Below are 16,806 nucleotides of genomic sequence, written 5' to 3' on the forward strand. Positions count from 1 at the left end.
GCGCGGCAGCGTTCCCAAACTTATTGCGCGCATTGCGATTTCAGCGATAGGTGTTTGCCTCCACCGGGTCTGTCGGGGTAAAGTCTCCGACAGCGAAGGGGAGTAGCCCCCAATCGCGTAGTCGACATACTGATCCCCCGCGGGTCCGGCTGCGTGAACCGTCAGCGCCTCGAACGGCGACCGGTGGGCGAGACCTTCGGCCGACGAGAACCAAACCGAAACACGGTGCGGCGTCGGCTGAAGCGCCCCCGCATCTTCAGCCGACAGGCCGGAAACCCTGGGAGCTGATGTGATCACCACGATTTTGCTGACGTTCGGCGTGCTGTTCCTCGCCGAACTCGGCGACAAATCACAGCTGATGGCCCTGACCTTCGCCCTGCGCTACCGCTGGTGGGTGGTGCTGAGCGCGATCACCGTGGCCAGCGTGCTGGTGAACCTGATCGCCGTCGGTGTCGGCCACTTCCTCGGCGCGGCCCTGCCCACCGACCTCATCTCCCTGTTCGCGGCGGCGATTCTGATAGCCGTCGGCCTGTGGACGCTGCGCGAGACGCTGCCCGGCGCGGATGACGGCGACGAGACGCCCGACACCCCGCACTCGTCCTCCCGCTCGGCCTTCTTCGTGGTCCTGTCCGCGTTCCTACTGGCCGAGCTGGGCGACCGCACGATGTTCGCGACCGTGGCCCTGGCCACCAACAACGGCTGGGTCGCGGTCTGGATCGGCTCGGTCCTGGGCATGGTGGCCGCGGGCGGCCTGGCAATCCTCGTAGGCGTCACGGTAGGCAAGCACGTCCCGGAACGCACGATCGCCGTCTGCTCGGGCCTGCTGTTCCTCTACTTCGGCGCGACCACCCTGCTCGGGACCCTCGCCCCCGATCTGGCGACACCGGCGATGCTCGCCACCGGCACCCTGCTCCCGCTGGCCGCGGGCGCGGTCCTGCTACTCCTGCGCCGCCGTGCGGCCGCCCGCACCGCGATCGACGAAGAGCCGACCGTCCGCACTTAACCTGGTCGGATGAAAGAGCGCTACAAGCTCAGCTTCGTGGTGAGTGCGGGCCCGGAGGAGATCCAGGCCCATCTTGATCAGTGGAGCGCCGCAGGGTGGGAGCTGGTCACCTCGACGGTCACCGGGAACGGGGCCACCCACTTCTTCTACTGGCAACGGGAGTCGAGCGGGTAGCGGCACTGCCGGCCGGCGGGCAGCCACCCGCCGCGATCAGAGCAACTCGCGAACCAGCCGGAACGTCTCGGGGAACCCGGACGGTTCCGCTCCGGTTCCGGGCGGCAAACAGGCAGGTCAAAGCAAGGAAACAAACGTCGCCCTGCTACTGTTCCGCGTCATGGGTAAGAGCAAGCGCAACAGTCCCAAGCCGGACAGCAACCGGGCGCAGAAGCTGGCCGCGCGCCGGGCCGAGCAGGAGCAGGCTTCGCAGGTCGTCACGCGGCCGTTCGCGGGGCTGGCCGCGGAGTGCGATCTGGTCGCGCTACGGGAATTCGTGCCGTCGGCTACCGCCACGCTGAAGCTGTCGCCGGGCGTCGCGGCCGAGCGCGAGGTCACCCTCGCGACCGTGCTGCCGGGTGCGGTTGCCGCACTGGTGCGGGCGGGCGACGAGCCGATCGGTTTCGTCGGCACGCAGGTGCAGTTCCAGTCGGACAACCCGGCGAGCGATCTGGCCACCGCGATCCTGTGGACCCAGTCCGCGGAGCCGGGCGAGTCGCTGGCCGCCGCGAGCGTGGACGGCGCGCCGACACTGGCCGACGTCCTGGATCCCGGTGCCGCACTGGACCTCACGGTGCATCAGGACTTCAACTGGTGGGTGCCCGAGGGCGTCACCCCGGACCAGCAGGTGGCCGCGACCATCGAGCAGGCCAATCAGGCCATCATGCCGTCGGCGCGCCTGAACCTGGGCGCGGACGCGATCGGCGCGGCCTGGTGGGTCGACGCGGGCGAGAAGGCGCATCTGCGCTGGGTGCGGCCCGAGGACGAGGATCAGCTCATGCTGGCGCTGGCGCGGCTGCACGCGGCCGGCGAACTGCATCTGGGCGAGGATTCGCGCTTCGCGGGCTCGTTCCGCACGCACGGCCTGCTGGTGCCGGTGTTCGACCTGGATCCCGAGAAGCACGCCACCGAGTGGGAGGCCGGCGCCCGTGCGTTCGGCGCCCGCCTGTCCGCGGCGCTCGCCAACACCGAACCCCTCACCTCGGATGAGCGCCGCTCCCGCGACGGCCTGCGCTCGCGCCAGGTGACGCTGCGCTGATCCCCGCGTCCGAGCCCCCATCCGGGCGCTGAGCGGGCGATCTCCGGGCCGTTTGCCGGTCGGTTGCGACCGCCGGCGAACGGCCCGAAATTTTTACCGGAAGAATTTTTGAAAAAACACTATTTCGGTCGCTGAACTCGAGTTACGTTCTCTTCGCCCCCGAACACCGGGGAGTCACCCCGGAAACTCGGGGCAAACCTGATGAGGAGAACACCATGGACGCAATTCTCGGTCTGCTCAAGGGCCTTTTCAGCAGCCTGTCTGCGAAGTAGGAATGCTGCTGTAGTGCAACAGAAAAGGCCCGGTCCAGCGCAAGGGACCGGGCCTTTCCTATTCGAGAACTAAATGGAGCCGCCCGCGGCCGACGGCGCGCCGGAGGCATCCGGCGGCGAGCTCAGTTCGCGCGCGACGAAATTCTCGAGGTCGAACATATTGGCGCTGGCCCGGTCGGCGACCGTGAGCAGCGTATTCATATGCGCGACTTCCTCGACCTGCTCCTTGAGGAACCACTGCATGAACTGTTCGCCCAGGTAATCGCCTTCTTCCCGGGCGGTGCTGGCGAGCTGGATGATCTGGTCGGTGACCGTCTTCTCCTGCGCCAGCGCCAGCGCGATCGGCTCGCGCGCGTTCTCGAACTGCGACTTGGCGGCGTCGACACTGGCGAAGTCGACGGTCATGTCGCGATCGAGCAGGTAGCGCACGATCATCATCGCGTGATTGCGCTCTTCGATCGCCTGCTTGTAGAAGTGCTTGGCCAGCACGGGCAGATCCGCATTGTCGAACCACACCGCGATCGCGATGTACTGGTGTTCGGCATTGAATTCGTTGCGGATCTGGTCGTGCAGCAAACCGTGGAACTTGCTGCGCTTGGTTTGGATTTGGCTCGACATGGCGACGACATTAGCCCTGGTCAGAGCGCGTGTCATCCAAGTGCAGCCTTATTGAGCACAGCCTAAATGAGGCAAGTATTGCCTAATTTCGCTAATTGCCGACGGTCGTGATGAGGTCCGCCGGAATGGGCTCGTCCTGGGCGAGGGCTTCGAAGAACCTGCTGGCCCGGGCCTTGTCCCAGAGCAGCACGTTGCCCACGTCGGTGTCGTCGAACCCACTGATCGGCACCGTCGTCGCGACCGGCTCGCCCGCCAGCGCGCGGCCCAAGGACGCCAAATTCCATACGTGATCGCTCGTGTCGACCTTCAATGCCTTCGTCAAGCCCTGTATCAGCGGCCACGACCGGAACGGGTTGATCAGCGTGCCCGGGCCGGCCGCCTTCTTCAGCAGCGCGCTGAGGAACTTGCGCTGATTCAGCATGCGATCCAGGTCCGCGCGCGGCGTGGCGCGGGTGCGCACGAAGCCGAGTGCCTCGGCGCCGTTCAGCGTCTGACAGCCGGCGGGCAGGCTCAGCCCCGCCAGCGGATCCTCGATGGCGTCGTCCAGGCACATCTCGATCCCGCCGACCGCGTCCACGATGTCGGCGAAGCCGCCGAAGCCGATCTGCGCGTAGTGGTCGATGCGGATCCCGGTCGCCCCCTCCACGGTCTCGACCAGCAGCGTCGGCCCGCCGAAGGAGAACGCGGAGTTGAGCTTGTCCTTGCCGTAGCCCGGAATGGTGACGTACGAGTCGCGCGGCAGGCTGACCAGCGTCGGCTCACCGGATTCCGGCACGTGCACCAGGATGATCGTATCGGTCCGCTCGGAGCCGACCTCACCGCCGGTCGCGAGTTCGGATTCCTGTTCCGTCGTCAGACCGGAACGACTGTCCGAACCCACCAGCAGCCAGTTCGTCCCGGGCGTGTTGGTGGGTCGCCCGGTGTAGTTGGTGAGCGCGTCGATGCGGGCCAGGTGGTTCTCGACGTAGAACCCGACGCCGATCGGCAGCAGCAGGATCACCAGCAGCAACGCCAGAATCCAACGGCCCCAGTGCCGTTTGCGCCGGGGCGGGGGCGCGCTCGCGCCGCCGCCGCCGCGCCGCCGGGTCGGGCGCGCGGGCGGCGGGGGAGTGCCCCGATCGTCGTCCCGATACGGCTCGGGGCGCTGGGTCGGCGCGTGCGAACTCGCACGCGCGGGTCGCCGCTGCGCGGGGGCCGCTTCCTCGGCCTGCTCGTAGCGCCGGGTCTGCTGGGGCGGTGCCGCGCGCGGATCCCGTTGTCCGGAACCGGCGTTGCGCTGCCCCGGGGCGGCGACGCGATCGGCCGGGCCCGCGCCGCGCGGGCCGGCCGCGCCACCGCGCTGACCCGGGCCGCCCGGCGCCTGCCCGGGATTACGCGGCGCGTTCGGGTTCCGCTGCGGTGGAACCGGATTGCGCGGCGGCTGATTCCGGGGCGGCGGCTGCTGCGGGCGCCCGTACGGCGGCTGCTGCCGTGGGTCGTGCTGCCCGCCCCACCCCTGTTTCGGGGTCGGCTCGCCGCGCTGCATGCGCCTGTCGCGATCAGCGGGTGGGTGCGCGCTCGGGGGTTGCCCGTGGGATGCTCCGGGGCGCTGCGGGCGAGCCGGGGGCTGCGCCGGGCGTCCCGGCGGCGGCTCCCGGCGCATCCGTGCAAACTGCTGGGGGTCGTCGCCGTTCATTACCCACGACTCTACGTATCGAACCGCCCGAACGGTTCATCTCGGGTGCATCTCTTGTGCACATCATGGCAGCCAGGAGACGTGATCGCGCAGTAACGCGTACCCGATATAGGCCACCGTATCGATGAGCGCGTGGGCCAGCAGCAACGGCCAGAGTCGGTTCGTCCGTTGCCAATACCGGCCGAAGATCAGACCCATGACGACGTTGCCGATGCCGCCGCCGATCCCCTGATACAGGTGATAGCTGCCACGCAGGAGAGCCGACGCGATCAGTGACCGATTCTCGCTCCAGCCGAGTGCCCGCAGCCGGGTGATCAGAAACGCGACGACCAGAATCTCCTCGGCGGCCGAGTTGGCCCAGGCGTTCAGCACCAGCATGGGCACCCGCCACCAGTACTGCAGCGAGCCCGGCACGATGGTGACGCTCACCCCGAGCGCGTGCGCGGTCAAATACAGTCCGAGCCCGGGTATTCCGATGATCGCGGCCAGCGCCAGCCCGGGCAGTACGTCCGTCCGCCAGCGCAGGCGCCGCGCCAGTCCGATGGCCGCGGGCCCGATTCCGCTGCGCCACAACAGGTAGAGCCCGAGCGCCGCCCAGGCCAGCAGTCGCGTGGCGCTCAGCAGCTGGAACAGCAGGTCGATGGTGGATTGCGTGGCGCGCGAGGGGTTCAGGGCCACCGTCTGCCCGCCGACGCCGCCGGGGGAGAGCGCGCTCTCGATCAGGGAGAGCGCGGCGGAGGCCCCGCTCAGGCCGAACGTGACGGCCAGCACCACCGCGATCTCGAGGCGGATGGCCCGCCGCTCGGCGTCGGTCTCGGCGACCGGGTACTTCCGGGGTGGGGTGTCGGCGGCCGCGCTCATGCGGTCAATCTATGCGCTCAGATGCGATGCAGCCCGCCTCGAAACGGGTTGGCGGCCAGGGCCTGCACCGCGCGGCTGAGCGATTCGACGTCGTCAGCGGGTGCGGCGAAGGGCAGCCGGATGTCGTGGTCGGACTCGGTGCCCTCCACGCGCAGGGTGACCCCGTAGCGGTCGATGGCCAGCGGGTGCACGAGCGCGCCGCGGCGCAGACCGGGCGGCAGGTGCCGGGCGAGCCGGTCGATGACGTCGGCGTGGTCGGCGTGCAGGTGCTGCAGCCAGGCCGCTTCCATGCCGACGAACGGGTCGGGCCGGGTGTGCCGGAGTTCTTCCCGGCCAACCGAATCCGCGCCGGTGGTGTCGGCGACGACGGCGGAGTCCACGACCAGGCGCAGCAGGCTGGCGGTGTGGCCGACGTCGAGCAGGGACGGGTGCGGGTGGTCCTCGGCGACGGCGGAGGCCAGGGCGCGCTGGGCGTTGGCGGGGACGGTGTGCACCCAGCCGCGCAGCCAGACCAGGGCGCGCACGGGTTCGCGCAGCGGCAGCGGCGCGTGGTCGGTGAGTTCGAGGACGGCGGGGGAGCCGGTGGTGCCGCTGCCGACGACGAGCTGGGCGGCGACCGAGTAGGTCGGGACCGCGATCACGATGTCGCCGCACTGGCGCAGCAGGTGGACGGAGGTGGGTACCGGGTCGAGGCCGGGCAGCGCCAGTACCGCGCTGTCGGCGTGCGCGCAGGCGCTGTGCACACGCTCAGCGGTAGTGGGGGCGACGACCGGGGCCGTTCGGGGCATACAACACCTCCGGAATGGAATTAGGTAAACCTAAGCTAAGTCAGAGTGTGATCTTCCGCAACCCTTGCCCTCGCCTACCGTGAAGCCGTGCCCCACGATTCGCATCCCGCGCCCGAGCCGGTCCCCCTGCAATTGAGCTTTCCGGCCAAGCCCGGCGGCCAGGGCCTGACCGACGGCCTGGTCCGGGCCATCACCGCCGATCCCGGTGCCACACCGGTGCTCGACCTGACCGCCGACGACGAAACCGTCTCGGAGTTCCTGGTGCGGATCGCGCACGGCGACAGCGGTTTCATCGCCCGCACCGACTCCGGCGAGCGCGCCCTGGCCATCGTCGCCGCCACCGTCGCGGCCCTGTGCGGCGACGACATCCGCCGTGCCCTGCGGCGCCCGGACGTCGCGTTCCTACGGGGATTGAAGGGACCGGCCGTCGAAGCTCTGCGCGACATCCTGCTCGCCGTCGAGACCACCGACCCCGAGAGCGTGCGCGCCGCCCTCGCGGTTCTCGCCGACTGACCGCGATCGGCCGCGCCCGGAATCCACCCGTCGCCGCGGCCGCCGCCGGGTCCGGCCCGCGGCCGATGGCCGAGGCTGATCGAACCGAATCCCCGCTCCGGACCGCACAGAATCCCCGCTCCGCACCGCCCCCGCGGCCCGCCGAAAACCGCCCCGGGCGTGGCAAAGCGTTCAGGTCGAGGCAAACCGTGGGAGCCCCGCGCGGGCACAAGTAATCTCGTAGTCGTGCCGCGCATCGCCTACTTCGGGCCGTCGGGAACTTTCACCGAGATGGCCCTCGCCAAACTGGAGTCCACCGGAACGTTCGGCGGGCCGGTCGAGCGTGTCCCCGCGCCGAGCCAGGGCGCGGCCATCGAACTGGTGCGTGCCGGCGAGGCCGAGGGCGCGGTGGTGCCCATCGAGAGCTCGGTCGAGGGTTCCATCGCCCCGACCCTGGACGCGCTGGCCCTGGGCCCGCGCCTGCAGATCATCGCCGAAACCGAACTGGACGTGGCCTTCACGATCGTCGGCAGGCCGGGCCTGTCGCTGGGCGAGGTTCGCACCGTCGCCGCCTACCCCGTCGCGGCGGCGCAGGTGCGGATCTGGCTGGCGCACCGGCTGCCCGCCGCCGCGCTCTACACCTCCGCCTCCAACGCGGCCGCCGCCGAGGACGTCGCGGCCGGGCACGCCGACGCCGCGGTCTCGACCGCGCTCGCGGGTGAGCGCCTCGGCCTGGCCACCCTGGCGTCCGGCGTCGCCGACCACGATCAGGCCGTCACCCGGTTCGTGCTGGTCGCGCCGCCGCGGCCCGCGCCCGCGCGCACCGGCCGCGATCGCACCTCGCTCGTGCTGGAGCTGGCCAACGAGCCGGGTTCGCTCATGCGCGCGTTCGCCGAATTCGCCACGCGCGGCATCGATCTGACGCGCATCGAATCGCGGCCGACCCGCACCGGCATGGGCACCTACCGCTTCTACCTCGACTGCGTCGGGCACGTCGACGACGCGGCGGTGGCCGAGGCGCTGAAGGCGTTGCACCGCACCGCGGCTCGGATCCGCTACCTCGGTTCCTGGCCCGCGACCTCGGCGACCGGCACCCCGCCGCCCGCCGACGAACCGGCGGCGGCCTGGCTGGCCGATCTGAAGAAGGGGGAGGCCGACCTGTGACCGGCAAACTGATCCTGGTCCGGCACGGGGAGACCGAAGGCAATGTCGGCAAGATCCTCGACACCCGGCTACCGGGCCTGCCCCTCACCGAACGCGGTGCGGGGCAGGCGAAGACGTTCGGGTCGGGCCTGCTGGTCCCGCCGCAGCGGTTGTTCTCCTCCGAGGCCCTGCGCGCTCGCCAGACCGGCGGCTACATCGAAGCCGCCACCGGCGTGTCCCTCGAGGTGCTCGCGGATCTGCAGGAGGTACAGCTCGGCGACCTGGAGGGCCAGAACACCCGCGCGGCGCACGAGGCGTTCCAGGACGTCTACCACGCCTGGCATTTCGGCGATCTGAGCGTCCGGGTCCCCGGCGGCGAGTCCGGCCGCGACGTCCTGGACCGCTACGTGCCCACCCTGGAACGCCTCCGCGAGACCTACCTGACCGACCCCGAGGCCCCCGACCTGATCGTGGTCAGCCACGGCGCCGCGATGCGCCTGGTCTCCCGCGAACTGACCGGCGTTCCCCGCCAATTCGCCGCGAACAACCACCTGGACAACACCGAGACGATCGAGCTCCTCCCGGTCCCCGGCGGCTGGGACTGCACCCGCTGGGGCAGCTACCTCCCACCCTTCGCCGGCGACACCGCCCCCACCGGCGACGACCCGATGGGCTGAGCCGCCCGCCGCGCAGCGAAACACCGATAGGCGGTTTCATCGGACCCTCCCCACCGGTGCGATCGGGGACTTCTCGAGCCGAGAAACGCCACTCCCACCGACATGTGCGGGAAAGTGTGTGTGGAGCACCGATATTCACGCCGTGTGCTCAACAGGAGATGGGACGCCCGCGATTTCTGGACGATGTCTCGTGGCGCACGCGAGGCCGGTGAATCCGCAGAACGGCGAATGCGTGGCCGCGCCGGCTCGGTGTGCACACTCGGGCCGCGAAGTGAAAGAAGTATGGCGCCGGTCGAGCCTGTCGACTGTGGCGCGCCGATGCCGGTGAGCGGCTGCCGGGCCGGACGCGTCAGGCCGTGGGCCGGCGCAGCGGAAACTCCGCGCGCAGGGGGAGCGCGTTGATCAGGTCTTGCAGCGCGGTGCGGAAGCGGGCGGGGGTCGCGCCGGTCAGGGCGGTCCATTTCGTGCCGTCGTCGGCGCGGGTCGCGGTCGCCAGCAGGCGGCCGTGCCGGGTGTCGAAGACGGCGACGTGGTTGTCGGTGACCTCGCGGGCGGCGTCGGCGTAGACCACGGCGACGATTTCGGCGTGGGAGTGCACCTGGATCAGGGCCGCGGCAAGGGTTTTCGCGTCGCGGGGCGGATTTCCGACGGCGGCGAGGCGGGTCGCGGTGGCGGTGACGTCGGTGGCGGCGGCGTCGAAGATGGGCGCCAGGTCCGCGGTGGGGGCGTTCATGCCCTCGATCACCAGCGGGTCGGCGGGGCCGAGCGCGGCCATGATCGTGCCCGGAAGATCGTGTCCCGCTTCGTCGATGACGTACGACTGCGGCCCGCGCAGCGCCACCACGTCGATGTCGTCACCCTTGGCCAGGCACAGTCGATTGACCTGCTCGCCCACGTACCAGCGCAGCGCCACCACCCAGTGCGGACGGTGCAGCACCCGCAGCCGTTCGGCCAGCTCGGGATGAATCTCGGTGCCGTCCAGCAGTTCTCGCTCGGCGAGCGACACCGCGGCGGCCGCCATGGCCGCGTCGTGATCGGCGGCGTTGTCGTAGCGGCCCACGGCGTCGAGCACCACGGGCAACTCGTCGATCCCCACTGCCTCCAGCAGGTACTGCATGTCGTCGAGCGAGAGCGTCACCGCCCCCAGCAGCGACGGCCCCCGCCCCGCGCCGAGCACACTCACCTCGTGTCGCCCGGCTCGCCGCCGATCACCGCGGGCACCAGCGCGTCGCCGTCGGAGAACGGCCGCTCGGACCGCCCGAATCCCTTGCCGCCGTGCGCCTCGTCCTCGTCCCGCGCGGCTTGATTGCCGAGCAGCGGGTGGGCTCCGGGGCCCTGGCGCACCGGCGCGGCCGCCGCGTTCCCCGCTCCCGCGCCGGGCACCGGTTCGGCCACCGGTGCCACCGGCGCGACCGGCCCCGCACCACCACCGATGCCGCTGCCCGCACCCCAGCCCTCAGGCAATCGCAGTGTGCCGCCGCCGTTTCCGATGCTCACTCCGCCACCGCCACCGGCGATCCCCGCCGCGCGGGTGCTCGCCGCCCCGCCGGCCGCCACCGCCGCCGCCGCGCCGAGCCCGGCCGCGATCCCCGGATTCGCACCGGGCACGGCCTGCGCCACCCCGTTCCCCACGGCGGTGATGGCAGTCTCCGCGACGGTGCCCGCGGTGGTCGCGACCCCGGTGACCACGGTCCCCGCGACCTGCGCGGCCTGCGAAACCGCGCTCAGCACACCCGGATTGTTCGCGAACGCCGCCGCCGCGCCGAGCGCCGCCTGCACCGGACTCGTCCCGTCCCCGAACGCGTTCGCGGCCGCACCGGCTTCGGCCGACCCCGCGCCCGTGGCGATCGGCGGCGGTGTGAAGAATTCGCCCGGCGTCGTGACCAGCGTGGTCGTCGCGAACTCGTAGGTCTCCATGACCAGCGCGGCCCGGATGTCCAGGGCGAGCTTGGCCGCCTCGGCCGCCTCGGCGGTGCCGTTGAGCGCGCCGCCGGTCGAATGTGCCGCCACCCGAGCCGCTTCCACGAGCGCGATCTCGGGCAGGCTCGGCATGACCAGCGAGGCCACGGTGTACGCGGTGGCATTGGCGGCGGTCTTGGCGGCCATGACGCCCGCCATCACCGTCTGCTGTTCCGCCCACACGGTGAACCCGGTGAGCCGCCCCAGCACGTTGATGCCGTTCAGACCCTGGAGCCCGACCCCGACCTCGGCCATGACCCGGGCCACGGTGGTGGTGGCGTCGACCCATCCGGCGGCCAGCGCGCCCCACGCGGTACTGGCCGCGACGATCGGAACCGCGTGCGCCCCCGCGTTCAGCGACAGCGAATTGAGTTCGGCCATCCGGGGCAGCCAGAAGACGCCCGTGATCCCCAGTGTCATGTCGGAACCCCCTACACCGGAATAGCGGCGATCCCGGCCGCGCGCACCGCGTCCTGGATCAGATACTGGGCGAGCTGGCTGCGCAGCGTGGCGGCGGCGTGGTGTAGTTCGAGAACAGCCTGGGCGGTTGCTCGATCGTGGCTCAGGGCCGCCTGATTGAAGTGCGCGGCCGCCAGGAAGGACACTTCCTCGGCGCCGGAGGGCAGGACGTGGGTGGCCGGCGCGGTGGTGGCGGACAGCGCCGCGAGTCGCTCCGCGAGTAGGTCCAGCTCCAGCGCAGCCGCGAGAACGACCTCGGGTTGTACGAGGACATGGCCAACCATGATCGAGCCCCCTTCACGAGTCTCTTCCCGGATATGAGATTGGACGCGCGGGTTAGCTGATCGGTTCCCCCGGAGCTGTCAGCCCCATCCCAGCTGATGCAGGCGGTCGTCGTCAATCCCGAAGTAGTGCGCGATCTCGTGAATGACCGTCACGGCCACCTCGTCGACCACCTCCGCTTCGCTGTCGCACATCTCCAGGAGCGCTTCGCGGTAGATGGTGATGGTGTCCGGTAATGCGCCCCCGTAGTGGCTGAAGTCCCGTTCGGTGAGGGCGATGCCGTGATACAGCCCGAGCAGATGCGGGTCCTCGTCGCTGCGCGGTTCTATGAGAACCACCACGTTGTCGATGGCCTGCGCCAATTCGGCCGGAATCAGGTCGAGTGCGTCGCCGACGAGCTCCTCGAAGCGCTCGTCGGACATGGAGACCGCCATTGCTATCCGTTCTGCGCGTACTCGGCGTGGTTCCCGGCGACCGCGGGCCACCCGCGCGCGGGATCACACCGCGCGGGCGGCCGGCGAATCATCGCGGCTGCGGAATGACCGGCGGCGCGGCGCCGGGCAGCGGCTGCGGGGTGGAGCGCCCGTTGTTCGGCGGCGGCACCGGCGCCTGCCCGTCGACGAGGATGTCCCCGCGCGCGGAGCCGGTGATGGTCGCGAAGCCCTCCTGATCGGCGCCCTTGCCGATCATGCAGTTCAGGCCGCGGCTGCCCGCGAGCCAGCTGCGGGTGTCGAGGAAATCCCAGAACAGCGTGAGCGTCTTGTTGCGCAACGCGTCGGGCGCGCCGAGGTAGTCGGTGGAGTCCCGCGCGCACTGCTCTTCCATGAACTTGTCCTGCTCGTCCTTGGACGGCGGGCCCGCGGTGAAGCGCGGGGCGAGATCCACGGTCGAGACGATCTCGAAGGCGTGCGGCTGCGCGCAGGCCACGGGATCGGTGGGCAGGTTGCGGGCGATGCCGATGCAGGTGCCCACGTCGTACACCTTGGACTGGCTGGTGGTGCGCACGCTGCCGCTGATGGGATGGGTGGCGGTGCCCGAGCTGCCCGCGACCTGCAGGCCGCAGCGCAGCGTGCGCTCGCCCGCCTTCCAGCCGGCCTCGCCCGGGTTGATCAGGCCGACCACGAATTTGCCGCGCGGATCGAACTTTCCGCCGAGGTAGCTCTGGGCGGCGCTGACGCAGTGCTCGTCGCGCAGTTCGGAGAACCGCAGCGAGTCGGGGAAGCGCGACCCGTCGCCGAATTCCTTGCCGGGGTACTTGCTCAGGTCGACGTCGGCCGTGACCTCGAACAGGTGCTTGCTGTCGCACTCGACCTTCACCAGGTCGCTGGCGTTGGGTTTGGTCCAGCTCAGGCAATCGCCCTGGGTGGCGGTGCCGAACGCCGCGCCCGCCACCGCGCCGGTGGGCTGTGCCCCGCCGGGGGTGTGCGCCTCGACCCGGCTGGAGTCGAACCCGGAGACGAACAGGGTGATGAGCGCCGCCGCCACCGCGCCGACCGCGACGGCGAGCAGGCCGTAGCGCAGGGTCGGCGCCGACAGCGGACTGTCGTTGTCGAACCTGCGGCGCACGGCGTTCAGCGGTCCGAGCAGCGCCGATGTGCCCGAGCTCTTGGCCCGGGGCATCTGTGCGCGCTTAGGCGGCGGAGGCAACTGTTCGTCTGACATCGCCAACCATCATTGCAGTGATCGCCGCCCGGCGCCGCTACCGTTCGGACTTCGCACCCCCCGATTCGAGCGGATCCGGTCCGCGGCGCCGTGCGGTCCGGGCATCCGCATCCGCGCTCACCGGCCGCGGGCCGCTCGTGCGCGCCGTGCTCGCGGGCCACGACCACGGCCGGGCCGGAGACGCGAGCACGGCTCGGCCGGAGGCGAACACGACCCGCCGAAACCGCGAACACCACTCGGGCCGGGGGACGTCGCCCCCGGCCCGATGTTTCCCGTGGAACCGCCCGCGAGCGGCAACCCGCCTACGCGTAGATCAGATCCGCGGCCTTCTCCCCGATCAACACCGCCGGCGCGTGCGTGTGCCCGCGCGTGATGACCGGCATGACCGAGGTGTCCGCGATGCGCAGTCCCTCGAACCCCCGCACCCGCAGCTGCGGGTCGACCACCCCGTCCGGCCCGGTGCTCATGCGGCAGGTGCCGACCGGGTGGTACAGCGTGTGCGCGTGATCCTCGAGGCAGCGCCGCAGCACCTCCTCCATCGGGGTGTCCGCGGGCACGCCCGGCTGCATGATCTCCCCGATGTGTTCCTTCAGCGCGGGCTGGCTCGCCAGGTTCGCGCAGATCCGCAGACCCGCGAGCAGCGCCGCGCGATCGTCGGCCTCGGTGCAGTAGCGCGGGTTGATGCGCGGCGCGGTGAACGGGTCCGCCGAGGCCAGGGTGATGCTGCCGAACGAGGTCGGCTTGAGCAGCACGGCCGCGAAGGTGATGGCGTGCCCGTCCGGTTCGGCCAGGCCCTCGCCGATGTACGGCGCGGGCGCGAAGATCAGTTCGAGGTCCGGCAGCGGGAGTTCGTCACGGCTGCGCACGAATCCGTACGCCTCGCCGACGTTCGAGGTGAGCTGTCCGCGCCGGCGCAACAGGTAGTTGGCCAGCTCGGGGATGCTCTTGTCCGCGCCGAACAGGCTCCCGCCGCGGGTGCGGTAGACGATGGGCGCGGCCAGGTGATCGCGGAGTCCCTGCCCGACCTCCGGGGTGTGCCTGCGCACCTCGATCCCGTGGTTCTGCAGCTGATCGGCGTCGCCGATGCCCGAGAGCATGAGCAGGTGCGGGGTGTTGATCGCGCCGCCGGACAGCACCACTTCGCGATTGGCGCGCAGCTGCTTGACCTCGTCCCCGACCCGGTATTCGACGCCGACCGCGCGGTTGCCCTCGAACAGGATCTGGGTGACGTGCGCGTCGGTGACGACGGTGAGGTCGCGCCGCCGCTGCTGGGCCGGGCGGATGTACGCGTCGGCGGTGCTCCAGCGCGCGCCGCGCTTCTGGCTGACCATGGTCTGCGTGAAGCCTTGCGGCTCATCGAGATTGGCCGCCTCCACCGAGTATCCGGCCTGCGTCACGGCCTGCAGGAAGTCGCCGGTGAGTCCGCGCGGGCTGCGCTGGGCCGAAATGTGCAGCGGCCCTTCGGCGCCCGGTTCGGCGACCCCGTCCAGGGTTTCCATGCGCTGGAAGTACGGAAGCACCTGCTGGAAGGACCATTCGGGTCCGGCGTGGCTCGCCCATTCGTCGTAGTCGGCGGCGAATCCGCGCACCCACATCATGGCGTTCATGGAGGAGGAGCCGCCGAGCATCTTGCCGCGCGGCCAGTACACCTGCCGGTTGCTCAGGTCGGGTTGCGGTTCGGTGCGGTAGTTCCAGTCGTTGGGGCCCTGGAAGAGCTTGGAGAACCCCGCGGGGATCCGAATGAATTTGTCCTTGTCCTCGCTTCCGGCTTCGAGGACGGCGACACTGACTCCGGCCCGGTCGCTGAGCCGTGCGGCGACGGCCGCTCCGGCCGACCCGGCGCCGACGACGATGAAATCGACTGAGCTCGGCATGTATTGGGGCATTCAGACTCCTCAGGAGAGACCGCAGAGATGGCGCCGGGCGCGGCGGCGAGCCACGGCACGGGGGTGGAACGGCCGGTCGCGGCGCGCGGCTGCGCCCGGACCGGCGGGTGGAGTGTTCGAGACACGATCGCGGGCGCTGCTGCGCTGCCGGGCGTGTCCATGGCCCCCACTATGGGCGGACGGGCGCGTACTGGCCAGCGAAACCGCGAATCCGGTGCGATCGCCGGGCGCCGGTGACCCGAATCCGCACCCGCGCGGGGGATCCGGCGGCCTCGCGCGCGGCGGCCGGACCTACGGGAAAAGGGGTGGCCCCCGCCCACTAGGCTGTTTCGCATGATCGACCTTCGATTCCTGCGGGAGAACCCGGACGTGGTCCGCGCGTCGCAGCGGGCTCGTGGTGAGGACCCGGCCCTGGTGGATGCCCTGCTCGCGGCCGATACCGCGCGGCGTGCGGCGGTGGCGAACGCCGACGGTCTGCGGGCCGAGCACAAGGCGCACGGCAAGAAGGTCGGCAAGGCGTCTCCGGAGGATCGGCCCGCTTTGCTCGCCCGCGGCCAGGAGCTGTCGGCGCAGGTCAAGGCCGCCGAGGTGGCGGAGAAGGACGCCGACGTCGTGCTCGACGCCGCCCAGCGCGCGCTGTCGAACGTGGTGCAGGAGGGCGCCCCCGCCGGCGGCGAGGACGATTACGTCGTGCTCGATCACATCGGGACCCCGCGGGAGTTCGATTTCGAGCCCAAGGATCACCTGGAGCTGGGTGAGTCGCTCGGCCTGATCGATATGGAACGCGGCGCGAAGGTGTCGGGCGCGCGCTTCTACTTCCTCACCGGTTACGGCGCGCTGCTGCAGCTCGGCCTGTTGCAGCTGGCCGCCCAGCGGGCGACCGCGAACGGTTTCACCATGATGATCCCGCCGGTGCTGGTGCGCCCGGAGGTCATGGCGGGCACCGGCTTCCTGGGTCAGCACGCCGCGGAGGTCTACCACCTGGAAGAGGACGACCTGTACCTGGTCGGTACCTCGGAGGTGCCGCTGGCCGGGTATCACTCGGGCGAGATCCTGGATCTGAGCGGTGGCGCCAAGCGCTACGCGGGCTGGTCGTCGTGTTTCCGCCGCGAGGCGGGCAGCTACGGCAAGGACACCCGCGGCATCATTCGCGTGCACCAGTTCGACAAGGTCGAGATGTTCGTCTACACCACCCCGGAGGAGGCCGATGCCGAGCATCGCCGCCTGCTGGCGTGGGAGCAGGAGATGCTGGCCGCCATCGAGGTGCCCTACCGGGTGATCGATGTGGCTGCCGGTGATCTGGGCAGTTCGGCCGCGCGCAAGTTCGACTGCGAGGCATGGGTGCCGACCCAGCAGACCTACCGCGAGCTGACCTCGACCTCGAATTGCACGACGTTCCAGGCCCGCCGCCTGAATGTCCGCTATCGCGACGAGAACAACAAACCGCAGACCGCCGCGACCCTGAACGGCACCCTGGCGACCACCCGCTGGATTGTCGCGCTGCTGGAAAACCATCAGCAGGCCGACGGTTCGGTCCGCGTCCCCACGGCCCTGGTCCCGTTCGTCGGCACCGAGGTACTGAAGCCGATTCGCTGAGACCACCCCTCCGTACCGAAGCCTCCGCACCAGCTTCCGCGCTGCCCTTCTCCCACACCGTCCTTTTCCGCCCCGACTATTTCCACACTCTCGCCTCGTGGTTCGCGGCCCGCCCGGTTCTGGACTGACGGAGCGGGGGAGCGAAGCGGAGGAGCGGAGGAGGGAAGAACCGGGTTACGAG

At 70.5% G+C, this 16,806-nt stretch carries 17 protein-coding genes; 7 read left to right on the forward strand and 10 right to left on the reverse strand.

The window, feature by feature from the left end:
• The first annotated feature begins 289 nt into the window (after positions 1–289).
• From ACWDOP_RS26510 to ACWDOP_RS26520, 3 genes are all read left to right on the forward strand, one after another.
• Positions 290–1,003, forward strand: a complete 714-nt coding sequence (locus ACWDOP_RS26510; protein ID WP_454200748.1) for a TMEM165/GDT1 family protein — start codon at positions 290–292, stop codon at positions 1,001–1,003.
• Between the two features lie 9 nt (positions 1,004–1,012).
• A complete protein-coding gene (locus tag ACWDOP_RS26515) occupies positions 1,013–1,177 on the forward strand; it encodes a hypothetical protein (protein WP_456347196.1) in 165 nt (54 codons plus the stop codon).
• A 160-nt stretch (positions 1,178–1,337) separates the two neighbouring features.
• On the forward strand, positions 1,338–2,255 hold the full coding sequence (locus tag ACWDOP_RS26520) for a DUF5926 family protein (protein ID WP_454200747.1): 918 nt from the start codon (positions 1,338–1,340) through the stop codon (positions 2,253–2,255).
• 341 nt (positions 2,256–2,596) lie between these two features.
• On the opposite strand, the gene ACWDOP_RS26525 is transcribed toward ACWDOP_RS26520, so the two are convergent.
• From ACWDOP_RS26525 to ACWDOP_RS26540, 4 genes are all read right to left on the reverse strand, one after another.
• Complete coding sequence (locus tag ACWDOP_RS26525) at positions 2,597–3,145, reverse strand: ferritin (RefSeq protein ID WP_454201016.1); 549 nt, start codon at positions 3,143–3,145, stop codon at positions 2,597–2,599.
• Positions 3,146–3,236: 91 nt separating this feature from the next.
• Positions 3,237–4,670: an LCP family protein gene (locus ACWDOP_RS26530; protein ID WP_456347197.1), complete on the reverse strand. Its 1,434-nt coding sequence runs from the start codon at positions 4,668–4,670 to the stop codon at positions 3,237–3,239.
• A gap of 213 nt (positions 4,671–4,883) precedes the next feature.
• Positions 4,884–5,681: a CPBP family intramembrane glutamic endopeptidase gene (locus ACWDOP_RS26535; RefSeq protein ID WP_456347198.1), complete on the reverse strand. Its 798-nt coding sequence runs from the start codon at positions 5,679–5,681 to the stop codon at positions 4,884–4,886.
• Positions 5,682–5,698: 17 nt separating this feature from the next.
• A complete protein-coding gene (locus ACWDOP_RS26540) occupies positions 5,699–6,469 on the reverse strand; it encodes a DUF2470 domain-containing protein (protein ID WP_454200744.1) in 771 nt (256 codons plus the stop codon).
• 87 nt (positions 6,470–6,556) lie between these two features.
• On the opposite strand from ACWDOP_RS26540, the gene ACWDOP_RS26545 reads away from it, so the two are divergent.
• The 3 genes from ACWDOP_RS26545 (at position 6,557) to ACWDOP_RS26555 (ending at position 8,781) form a co-directional block, all read left to right on the forward strand.
• On the forward strand, positions 6,557–6,982 hold the full coding sequence (locus ACWDOP_RS26545) for a hypothetical protein (RefSeq protein WP_456347199.1): 426 nt from the start codon (positions 6,557–6,559) through the stop codon (positions 6,980–6,982).
• Positions 6,983–7,207: 225 nt separating this feature from the next.
• Positions 7,208–8,125 carry a prephenate dehydratase gene (pheA, locus tag ACWDOP_RS26550; RefSeq protein ID WP_456347200.1) on the forward strand — a complete coding sequence of 306 codons (918 nt, stop codon included), beginning with the start codon at positions 7,208–7,210 and terminating at the stop codon, positions 8,123–8,125.
• Positions 8,122–8,781: a histidine phosphatase family protein gene (locus ACWDOP_RS26555; RefSeq protein ID WP_454200741.1), complete on the forward strand. Its 660-nt coding sequence runs from the start codon at positions 8,122–8,124 to the stop codon at positions 8,779–8,781. The genes pheA and ACWDOP_RS26555 overlap by 4 nt, the downstream gene beginning before the upstream one ends.
• Positions 8,782–9,130: 349 nt before the next feature.
• Here ACWDOP_RS26555 and ACWDOP_RS26560 read toward each other — a convergent pair whose 3' ends face one another.
• The 6 genes from ACWDOP_RS26560 to ACWDOP_RS26585 form a co-directional block, all read right to left on the reverse strand.
• Positions 9,131–9,964 (reverse strand): ESX secretion-associated protein EspG, encoded by an 834-nt coding sequence (locus ACWDOP_RS26560; protein ID WP_456347201.1) that lies wholly within the window; start codon positions 9,962–9,964, stop codon positions 9,131–9,133.
• Entirely contained in the window at positions 9,961–11,160 is a 1,200-nt protein-coding gene (locus ACWDOP_RS26565; RefSeq protein ID WP_456347202.1) for a PPE domain-containing protein, read from the reverse strand. The genes ACWDOP_RS26560 and ACWDOP_RS26565 overlap by 4 nt, the downstream gene beginning before the upstream one ends.
• 11 nt (positions 11,161–11,171) lie before the next feature.
• The gene (locus ACWDOP_RS26570; protein ID WP_456347203.1) at positions 11,172–11,483 is read right to left on the reverse strand and encodes a PE family protein; all 312 of its coding nucleotides are present in this window, start codon (positions 11,481–11,483) and stop codon (positions 11,172–11,174) included.
• A gap of 78 nt (positions 11,484–11,561) precedes the next feature.
• On the reverse strand, positions 11,562–11,915 hold the full coding sequence (locus ACWDOP_RS26575) for a metallopeptidase family protein (protein ID WP_454200737.1): 354 nt from the start codon (positions 11,913–11,915) through the stop codon (positions 11,562–11,564).
• 88 nt (positions 11,916–12,003) lie between these two features.
• Positions 12,004–13,101: a septum formation family protein gene (locus ACWDOP_RS26580; protein WP_456347204.1), complete on the reverse strand. Its 1,098-nt coding sequence runs from the start codon at positions 13,099–13,101 to the stop codon at positions 12,004–12,006.
• Between the two features lie 344 nt (positions 13,102–13,445).
• A complete protein-coding gene (locus tag ACWDOP_RS26585; RefSeq protein WP_454200735.1) occupies positions 13,446–15,029 on the reverse strand; it encodes a GMC family oxidoreductase in 1,584 nt (527 codons plus the stop codon).
• 333 nt (positions 15,030–15,362) lie between these two features.
• On the opposite strand from ACWDOP_RS26585, the gene serS reads away from it, so the two are divergent.
• A complete protein-coding gene (gene serS, locus ACWDOP_RS26590) occupies positions 15,363–16,625 on the forward strand; it encodes a serine--tRNA ligase (RefSeq protein ID WP_456347205.1) in 1,263 nt (420 codons plus the stop codon).
• Positions 16,626–16,806 lie beyond the last annotated feature (181 nt).

The sequence above is a fragment of the Nocardia sp. NPDC003693 genome, from assembly GCF_053981095.1.